General features: G+C 49.3%; 11 protein-coding genes. 3 read left to right on the forward strand and 8 right to left on the reverse strand.

The window, feature by feature from the left end:
* Window positions 1-71 precede the first annotated feature (71 nt).
* Window positions 72-2,096, reverse strand: coding sequence for a M13 family metallopeptidase (locus tag LPB67_RS05885; RefSeq protein ID WP_262836178.1), 2,025 nt, complete (start codon window positions 2,094-2,096; stop codon window positions 72-74).
* A gap of 402 nt (window positions 2,097-2,498) precedes the next feature.
* On the opposite strand from LPB67_RS05885, the gene LPB67_RS05890 reads away from it, so the two are divergent.
* Together LPB67_RS05890 and LPB67_RS05895 are read left to right on the forward strand one after the other, a co-directional pair.
* Entirely contained in the window at window positions 2,499-2,855 is a 357-nt protein-coding gene (locus LPB67_RS05890) for a nucleotide pyrophosphohydrolase (RefSeq protein ID WP_262836114.1), read from the forward strand.
* Between the two features lie 92 nt (window positions 2,856-2,947).
* Window positions 2,948-3,319, forward strand: a complete 372-nt coding sequence (locus LPB67_RS05895; protein WP_262836115.1) for a hypothetical protein — start codon at window positions 2,948-2,950, stop codon at window positions 3,317-3,319.
* 38 nt (window positions 3,320-3,357) lie between these two features.
* Here the strand turns inward: LPB67_RS05895 and LPB67_RS05900 are convergent, their stop codons facing one another.
* The 7 genes from LPB67_RS05900 to LPB67_RS05930 form a co-directional block, all read right to left on the reverse strand.
* Window positions 3,358-3,582, reverse strand: coding sequence for a hypothetical protein (locus LPB67_RS05900; RefSeq protein ID WP_262836116.1), 225 nt, complete (start codon window positions 3,580-3,582; stop codon window positions 3,358-3,360).
* Window positions 3,583-3,604: 22 nt separating this feature from the next.
* Complete coding sequence (locus LPB67_RS05905) at window positions 3,605-4,252, reverse strand: DUF4272 domain-containing protein (RefSeq protein WP_262836117.1); 648 nt, start codon at window positions 4,250-4,252, stop codon at window positions 3,605-3,607.
* Window positions 4,253-4,355: 103 nt separating this feature from the next.
* Window positions 4,356-4,520, reverse strand: coding sequence for a cytochrome bd-I oxidase subunit CydX (gene cydX, locus LPB67_RS05910; protein WP_262836118.1), 165 nt, complete (start codon window positions 4,518-4,520; stop codon window positions 4,356-4,358).
* Between the two features lie 21 nt (window positions 4,521-4,541).
* Window positions 4,542-5,681 carry a cytochrome d ubiquinol oxidase subunit II gene (gene cydB, locus LPB67_RS05915; protein WP_262836119.1) on the reverse strand — a complete coding sequence of 380 codons (1,140 nt, stop codon included), beginning with the start codon at window positions 5,679-5,681 and terminating at the stop codon, window positions 4,542-4,544.
* A 9-nt stretch (window positions 5,682-5,690) separates the two neighbouring features.
* Window positions 5,691-7,271: a cytochrome ubiquinol oxidase subunit I gene (locus LPB67_RS05920; protein WP_262836120.1), complete on the reverse strand. Its 1,581-nt coding sequence runs from the start codon at window positions 7,269-7,271 to the stop codon at window positions 5,691-5,693.
* Entirely contained in the window at window positions 7,258-7,557 is a 300-nt protein-coding gene (gene cydP, locus LPB67_RS05925; RefSeq protein ID WP_262836121.1) for a cytochrome oxidase putative small subunit CydP, read from the reverse strand. The genes LPB67_RS05920 and cydP overlap by 14 nt, the downstream gene beginning before the upstream one ends.
* A 15-nt stretch (window positions 7,558-7,572) precedes the next feature.
* A complete protein-coding gene (locus LPB67_RS05930) occupies window positions 7,573-8,163 on the reverse strand; it encodes a GbsR/MarR family transcriptional regulator (RefSeq protein WP_262836122.1) in 591 nt (196 codons plus the stop codon).
* A gap of 81 nt (window positions 8,164-8,244) precedes the next feature.
* On the opposite strand from LPB67_RS05930, the gene LPB67_RS05935 reads away from it, so the two are divergent.
* A partial coding sequence (locus tag LPB67_RS05935) for a hypothetical protein (RefSeq protein ID WP_262836123.1) occupies window positions 8,245-8,424 on the forward strand: 180 nt, incomplete at its 3' end.

Raw genomic sequence — 8,424 nt, forward strand, 5'->3', positions numbered from 1 at the left:
TCCAGAGGATGAAAAAAAAAGGGCGCTTCAATATGAGGCGCCCTTTTTGCCAGTGCTACTTCAATGGCTGATTACCAGATCGAGACACGTTCTGCCGGTGGCAAATACATCTTGTCGCCTTCTTTCAGGTTATAGGCTTTGTAGTATTCGCCCATATTGCGCAATGTGCCGTTGGCGCGGATTTCGCCGGGAGAATGCGGATCGGTTTTCAAACGCACGATCATTGAGGCTTCCCGCATTTTGCCGCGCCATACCTGAGCAAAGCCCATGAAGAAGCGTTGGTCGCCAGTCAGACCGGCAATCACGGGCGCAGGTTTGCCGCCCAGCGACAGTTGGTAGGCTTTATAAGCGATGGCCAGGCCGGAGTTGTCCGCGATATTTTCGCCCAGGGTCAACTCGCCATTCACGAAATAGCCGGGAAGCGGACTGAAGCTGCTGTACTGTTTGACCAGCTTTGCCGTTTTTGCCGCAAACTTCTCGTGATCTTCTTTGGTCCACCAGTCGCGTAAATTGCCCAAGCCGTCGTATTGCGCACCTTGATCATCAAAGCCGTGGCTGATTTCATGGCCGATCACGGCACCGATACCGCCATAATTGACGGCGTCGTCCGCTTTCGCATCGAAGAACGGTGGTTGCAAGATCGCAGCTGGGAACACGATTTCATTCATCTCCGGGTTGTAATAGGCATTGACGGTTTGCGGCGTCATGCCCCATTCTTCGCGGTCGATTGGCTGGCCGAGCTTATTCAATTCAAACTGGGAAGCAAACGAGCGTGTATTGCGCAAGTTCGCCACTGCATCGCCTTTGACGATTTGCAGCGCCGAGTAATCGCGCCATTTGTTCGGATAGCCGATCTTGGGCATGAAAGTCGCCAGTTTCGCCTGCGCTTCCTTCTTGGTTTCCGGACTCATCCAATCGAGGGTATCGATACTTTGTTTGTAGGCAAGGAGCAAATTGCCGACCAGTTTTTCCATCTTGGCTTTATGGCCGGCCGGGAAGTACTTTTCCACATACAGTTTGCCCAGACTTTCACCGATGCCAGCATCCGCCAGGCGCACACCGCGTTTCCAGCGTTCCTCTTGCTTGGGTACGCCCATCAAGGTAGTGCTCTTGAATGCGAAGTTCTCATCAGCAAAGGCTTTTGGCAACTGGCTGGCGGCTGAGCTCAGTAACTGCCATTTGAAATACGCTTTCCAGGTGTCGAGTGAGGTGTTGGCGATGACGGTATTGAAGCCGGTCAGATAACTTGGCTGGCCCACGATCAGGTAGTTGATCTTGCCCTGTACGCCCAGTGTGTTCAGGTAGCCGGTCCAGTCGTAGCCCGGTGTCAGCGCATCGAGTTTGCCGATCTCAAGCTTGTTGTAAGCTTTGATCGGGTCACGCAGCTCGACTTTGCTCCACTGGATTTTTGCCAGTTCAGTTTCCAGCGCGAGAATATCTGCCGCATTTTTGGCCGCAGCTTTATCGCCTGCCAGATCGAGCATGGTTTCTATGTGTTTGAGGTATTTGGCGCGCGCGTCTTTCAGTTTGGCGTCGCCGTCGTTCAGGTAGTAATCGCGATCCGGCAAGCCCAGGCCCGATTGACCAATGTCCAGCACATATCTGGTCGAATCTTTATTGTCCTGATGGACCGAAATATCGATCGGTGCATTGACACTGATTTTATTCAGCCAGGCGATGAAGGCAGGGATTTGTTTTTTGTCGGACAGCGCGGCGACTTTAGCAAAGTCAGCGTCCAGCGGCTTCAGGCCCAGGGATTCGATCTGTTTGGTATCCATGAAGCTTGCATACAGATCGCTGATCTTTTGCGCTTCCGAGCCTGCTTGAGGTTTTTGCTTGGCCAAGCCTTCGATGATGCTGTGCAGGCGCGGTATAACGGCTTCGCGCAAGTCCATGAAGGCGCCGACGGAAGATTTATCGCCAGGAATTTCTGCTTTAGTCAGCCAGGTGCCGTTCACATGGCGATAGAAATCGTCCTGCGCACGCACGTGGACGTCATTGTGTTTGATGTCAATACCGGATAGTAGGACGGCTGAAGCGGACGCAGTCGCTTTGACCGGTTCTGCAGCATAGGCGCTGGTAGCGCCGGCAAACATGAGCGCGATAGCGCTTAGAACTTGTGCTTTCACTAAAAATCTCCCAGGTGGTGTAATGCTTGTTGTTATGGCCAGATTAATCATTGGCGATATCGCGAGTACGGCAAGGCGCAGCACGACAGGTCGCACGAGATAGACCATCATTGCCGCTACGAGTTCGCCCGACGTTGCAAATTCTAATCAATTTCTTTCAAATTAATTGAGGTAAATGAAAATAAAGCGAGCAAAGTTGATAAAAACCACGAAACACCGAATTCAATACGGTATTTCGTTAAAATTAACTGAAATTCATCAAAATCAACTTCATGCAGGCTTTCATGGTGCCAGCGATGCCAGAACACAGGTAAATCACGGTCTATCGATTACAATGCGGCATTCTTTCTCATTTTTTTTGCATAAAACATGTCTGACTTGCAGTCCCTGAGCAAATTGTTGACAGAATTCAGAGATAAGCGCGACTGGACGCAATTTCATAGCCTCAAAAATTTAATCATTTCGCTGCATCTTGAGACTGCTGAATTGCTTGAACTGATGCAATGGAAAACGGATGAGGAAATTGCCGTATTGCAATCCAATATGCAATTTCAGCAGGACCTGCGTGATGAATGTGCCGATGTATTGCACTACTTGCTGCTGATTGCCGAGCAAAACAATATCGATTTGATTGCCGCCGCGGAAGAAAAAATTCGTAGAAATGAAGAGCGCTATCCGGTTGGCCTGGCTTATGGCAGCGCCAAGAAATACACGTCATTGGGCTAACGGAACACTGACGCAATAATATTAATGCTCGTCAGACCTCACGCGTTTCGCCTCAGGTCGTTTGCAAGATCAAGAATCAATAAGGAAATAGTATGAATGACAATCTGACCATCGATGAATTTAACGCGCTGGAGCTAATCAGCAAATTGCGCAAAGGCGATACCCCGAACGCCTGTATCGGCAGAAATTCCAAGCGACTGAATGGCTTGAAATTTATCAAGCACCACAAAGACGGTACGTTTGAAATGACAGAAAAGGGCTTACAAACTTTATTCGTCAAAAAATGCATCGAAGGTTTGCGTCTGGTGGCGCAAGATGCTCACGCGCCGCTGCCCAAGGATGTCGCGACTTTTTTGGGGAAAAAAGGACATATTGCTGAGTTGCCGGAAGGCGGCTTCGCCATTACCGATAAAGGCCGCGATTCTTTGATCGATATTGATAGCGCGCCGGCAGTGCGGGTGTAGTTTTTTCGAAATCGATTATTTGTGCTGGCAGCGATAATTCAAGCATCTTTTAACAGCGTCAGTCTTTGAATTAAAAACTGACCGTCAATCACTCTGCGAAATGGGACGCCGGTCGTGGTAAAGCCGGGTCCATCTTCTTCCATCCAGCGTTTTGCCTGCAGATCAAAGTCGGGCACGCTCATTCCCAGCATTTCGGCTGAGACGACAAATTTGGCACCGGGCTTTTGGCGTGCCACGATGGCTTCCAGGGCTTTCTCGTTCATAGCAATCACTTCTTTTTTTGACTCAAGTATCGGTTTCGACCAGATCCCAATTATCTTCTTCGTTGTACTGCGTGATCCAATTCACTGCATGGTGCCATTCGGGGATGACGTCGCAGCGAATATTGCCGACAGTCGTTTTGCCGATCAGATTGGCATGCCGCACCGCCCAATGGACGCGGTATAGCAGATCGGCCCAATCTAAAATCACTGATTTGGATCTTAATTGTATCGCTTGCCTGAGGACGCTGGCGTCTTCCATCCCTTGCGGAAAATAGCGCAGCAGCTTACTCACATCGGATTCATGCAAGCTTAGTTCGATCTCCGGTTGGATACCGGCGCACCATGCAAGAAAAAACAGGCGCTCTTTTTGCAGCGAAAAATACGCACGATCCTTTTCCGTCAATGGATCGGACAGCAGGAAATGTTTTTCTTTGCCCGATAGATAATCCGTCATTTGATTGGCGGCTAAGTAGCGACGGAAATAGCTTGCATCACCTGACAAAGCGGCGCCAGTCACCGCCCATAAAGCGATAAGTCGCTGAAATACCAGCGTTTTGTCGCGCAACGTGACCTCTTCGTCGGATTCAATCAGGGGCAATTGCAGATTGATCCGTATGCCACGTTTATGTAGCATGGTCTCGGATAAAAATTTACGATTTTCTGGATTCATACATTAGCGTTGATAAGCGAAAAATACGCACGACTTGAATTGCCGCGCGCCGCCAGTCTTTTATCACATCTTGTCTGAGCTGTCGTGCGATCAGGGTGACAGCTCAATGGGATTTATTGCGTTCCTTGTCTTTCGCTTCCTGAAAGCGCTCACGCGTCTGCTCCTCATCACGTTCGCCGAACGCATAATTCGCCTCCAACCACATTACATTGATAATGCCAAAGGCGAGTGCCAGACCGATTCCTAATATCCAGTTGAAATACCACATAAGATGTCCTCTGATTGTTATTTAGTAAGCGCTATGCTCGTTATCTTGTATGTGCTGTGCGTCGATTTTGCCGCGCATGATGCGGTATACCCAACCAGTGTACAAAATGATGATCGGTAAAAAAATCACTACGACCCAGAACATGATGCCCAGGCTCTTATGGCTGGCGACCGCATCCCAGGCGGTCAGGCTGCTATTGGGGTCCAGTGAGGAGGGCATCACAAACGGGAATAAAGAGGCACCCGCAGTCAGGATAATTGTCATGACACTGACGCCGCTACAGACAAATGCTGCCAGCGACTTTTGCAGTCCGCTAAACACGCAGCAAAGTGCCGCCGCGACCATGGCCATACCCGGCAGCAGCCAAAGAACTGGCCAGCGTCCATAATTGTCCAGCCAGGCGCCGCGTAGTCGTTCCACGGTTTTAGCAACCGGCATAAAGCTGGAATCGATGTCCGGCATGCTGATAATCCGAAAGCCATCGATGCCCATCGCGATCCAGACGCCAGCGCCTGCAAATAAAACGATAGTAAGTAGGGCGGCAACTTTAGCTGCTTTACGGGCACGTTGTGCAAGCTCGCCCGTCGTTTTAACTTGCAAAAAAGCGGCACCGTGCATCAATAGCATCGCAACGCTGATGCAGCCGGCAAGCAACCCGAACGGATTTAGCAGGCCGAAGAAGCCGCCGACATATTCCAGTCGCATCGTCTCGTCATAATGGAACGGTACGCCTAACAGCAAATTGCCAAAGGCGATGCCGAAGATCAGTGGCGGTACAAAGCCGCCGACAAATAATCCCCAGTCCCAGGCAGAGCGCCAGCGCGTATCCGCCAGCTTGCTGCGATAATCAAATCCTACCGGTCGAAAAAACAGGGCAAACAATAACAGCATCAAGGCAATATAAAAACCGGAAAACGCTGCCGCGTAAACCAGTGGCCAGGCAGCGAATAATGCACCGCCGGCAGTGATAAACCAGGTTTGATTGCCTTCCCAGGTCGGTCCGATCGAGTTCAGCATGATGCGTCGTTCGATATCGGTTTTTCCCACGAAAGGCAGGAGCATGCCTACGCCAAAGTCGAAGCCATCAGTCAAGGCAAAGCCGATCAGCAGAACACCGACAAAGCACCACCAGATAAATTTCAGGGTGACATAATCGAACATGATGATTCCTTAATCGTTGGCTAGTGCGGATGTTGGACGACTTTGCTCAAAGTGATAGCGTCCGGTATGCAAGCTACTCGGTCCCAGACGTGCATACTTGAACATCAAAATTAACTCGATAACTAACAGCAGGGTATAGAAGCCGATAAAGCCAGCCAGGCTGAAATACAAATCGGATGGTTGCAGAGTCGACGCAGATAAGTGCGTTGGCAATACGCCGGAGATGGTCCATGGCTGACGGCCATATTCTGCGACCATCCAGCCCGTTTCAATAGCCACCCAAGGTAGCGGAATGCTGAACAGCGCCAGCTTTAATAACCATCGCTGCGGCGCAAGGCGCTTGCGGATCAGGAAATAAAATGCCGTGCTAAAAATAAACAGGAATAACAAGCCTAATCCCACCATCAGGCGGAATCCCCAAAACATCGGCGCAACTTTAGGTATGGTGTCATTCACGGCGAGTTTGATTTGCGCTTCCGTCGCATCGATGACGTTGTTCGTGTATTTTTTTAATAGCAGGCCATAACCGAGATCCATTTTCAGGCGGTCAAATTCGGCATATGCTTCTGCCGATTTATCGCCGGACTTTAATCTTGCCAGGGCCGCATAGGCTTTCATGCCGCTACGGATACGGGCTTCATGTGTGCGTTTCAGGTCTTTGATGCCGGTGATTTTTTTATCGGTTGAGCGGGTGCCGATTAGTCCTAAAACGTAAGGAATCTTGACCGCGTAATCAGTGTGCTCGGTTTGGTCGTTTGGCAGACCGAAAGCGGTAATCGCAGCCGGCGCAGGTTCAGTTTCCCATTCAGCTTCTATGACGGCTAATTTGACTTTATTCACTTCACCCGCGGTATAGCCAGATTCATCACCTAAGACAATCACGGATAAAGTAGACGCGAGTCCAAAGGCGGCGGCGATGGCAAAAGAACGCAGGGCAAATGCGGTGTCCCTTGCTTTAAGTAAGTAGTAAGAAGAAACGCCGAGTACGAACATCGACGCAGCGACATAACCTGCTGCTACGGTGTGGACGAATTTGACCTGTGCAACAGGATTCAGAATGACCTCAGCAATACTGGTCAACTCCATGCGCATCGTCTCGGGGTTGAATTCTGCTCCGACCGGATTATTCATCCATCCGTTCGCAATCAAAATCCACAATGCAGACAAGCTGGAGCCGAGTGCGACTAAAAAGGTCACGCCAAGATGCTGTACTTTGGACAGGCGGGCCCAGCCGAAGAAGAACAAGCCAACAAAAGTAGATTCCAAAAAGAAGGCCATCATGCCTTCAATCGCCAGGGGCGTGCCGAAAATGTCGCCGACGTAATGGGCGTAATACGACCAGTTAGTACCGAATTGGAACTCCAGCGTGATGCCGGTAGTGACACCCATCGCGAAGTTAATGCCAAACAGCTTGCCCCAGAATTTGGTCATGTCTTTGTAGATTTCGCGTCCGGTCATGACATAGACCGATTCCATGATGACTAAAATCCAGGCAAGTCCTAATGTTAGCGGTACAAATAAAAAGTGATACATCGCAGTCGCTGCAAATTGCAGTCGCGACAAATTGACGACTTCTTCAATGGGAACCATTTTTGCTGTCCTTGTCAGATTTGGGAGTTTCTATGGGTAATGCCGGGCTGGAGGTCTGTAGCGTATTTGCTGCGGTAGACGTGGAATTAGTCGTGTCGGAATTGGTCAGTAGATGCTGTTCTACTGACTGAGTCGGCAGGCGCATGTGTTTCGTTTTTGGTGCTGCGAAGAACGCACTCCATAAACAATAGAGAACGACAATTTTGATCAGCAGTGCCAGACTGATTTCTACACCAAGTGGTAACTTGCTTAGCTGGCGCCAGACTAATCTCGTTGGATGTCGCATGAGTTCGCTCTTGTTTTATGTGTTGCTACTGGTTTCCGTGGTTGAGGTATCTTCTGACTTTTCTCCAAAACGAAACTTATCACGCACATCCAGCAGTAATTTGATCTTTGACCCCATCTTCATTAAAGAGGAGAGCGTATCGGGCGAAAGGCGTTGTACCTCTTCAAACCAAGAAGTGGACAGTTCAATCAGATCATACATTTCCTGCAAACGTTTTTGTGCTGCGCGGTCTTCGTCTGTGGTGGGGTTTTCCAGCAGCGCATCGCGCAGCATTGAGAGTGTTGGTTCGATTTCCCTGCGGCGACGTTCTTCTAATAATGCTTTAAAAATATCCCAGATATCTTTAGGTGGTTCAAAGTATTCACGGCGGTCGCCTGGGCGGTGCAGCAATTTCACTAAACGCCAGGACTGCAATTCCTTCAATCCCATGCTTACATTTGAGCGAGAGAAGGACAGGTGCTCTGCGATTTCATCTGCATTTAAAGGTTTGCCTGTCACGTATAGCAAGGCATAGATCTGACCAACTGTGCGATTAATACCCCAGCGACTTCCCATCTCGCCGAAGTGAAGAATAAATCTTTGCATTAAAGGACTTAGGGTATCCATGGAGTGGTTTTGGTTTTTTGGATTGTTGAATTTTCAGGAATTACTGAAATTATAGAATATTCTTAAATTTTTTGCAGTCGAATGTTTGCTTTGTTTTTATTGGATGCTTTTGCAATGTTGAATAAATTAGAAATAATTTATAAAATATGTTCTGAAAAGACTTGTCATGAAGAGGGAGACTTTGCTATAGTTCGGCTCCCGCAGCGGAAGCGGTCCGAGAGGGCCGCAAGAAGCGGCGGGGGCAGGAAGAGAAATGCAGGC

Origin of the sequence: Undibacterium sp. Jales W-56 (assembly GCF_025548535.1) — a bacterium.
In the GTDB taxonomy this organism is placed as follows: Bacteria; Pseudomonadota; Gammaproteobacteria; order Burkholderiales; family Burkholderiaceae_D; genus Undibacterium.

Bases quoted from the DNA above. Each gene is read 5' to 3' on its own strand.
- LPB67_RS05885 (WP_262836178.1), bottom strand. From the start codon at position 2,096: ATGTTTGCCGGCGCTACCAGCGCCTATGCTGCAGAACCGGTCAAAGCG.
- LPB67_RS05890 (WP_262836114.1), top strand. From the start codon at position 2,499: ATGTCTGACTTGCAGTCCCTGAGCAAATTGTTGACAGAATTCAGAGAT.
- LPB67_RS05895 (WP_262836115.1), top strand. From the start codon at position 2,948: ATGAATGACAATCTGACCATCGATGAATTTAACGCGCTGGAGCTAATC.
- LPB67_RS05900 (WP_262836116.1), bottom strand. From the start codon at position 3,582: ATGAACGAGAAAGCCCTGGAAGCCATCGTGGCACGCCAAAAGCCCGGT.
- LPB67_RS05905 (WP_262836117.1), bottom strand. From the start codon at position 4,252: ATGAATCCAGAAAATCGTAAATTTTTATCCGAGACCATGCTACATAAA.
- cydX (WP_262836118.1), bottom strand. From the start codon at position 4,520: ATGTGGTATTTCAACTGGATATTAGGAATCGGTCTGGCACTCGCCTTT.
- cydB (WP_262836119.1), bottom strand. From the start codon at position 5,681: ATGTTCGATTATGTCACCCTGAAATTTATCTGGTGGTGCTTTGTCGGT.
- LPB67_RS05920 (WP_262836120.1), bottom strand. From the start codon at position 7,271: ATGGTTCCCATTGAAGAAGTCGTCAATTTGTCGCGACTGCAATTTGCA.
- cydP (WP_262836121.1), bottom strand. From the start codon at position 7,557: ATGCGACATCCAACGAGATTAGTCTGGCGCCAGCTAAGCAAGTTACCA.
- LPB67_RS05930 (WP_262836122.1), bottom strand. From the start codon at position 8,163: ATGGATACCCTAAGTCCTTTAATGCAAAGATTTATTCTTCACTTCGGC.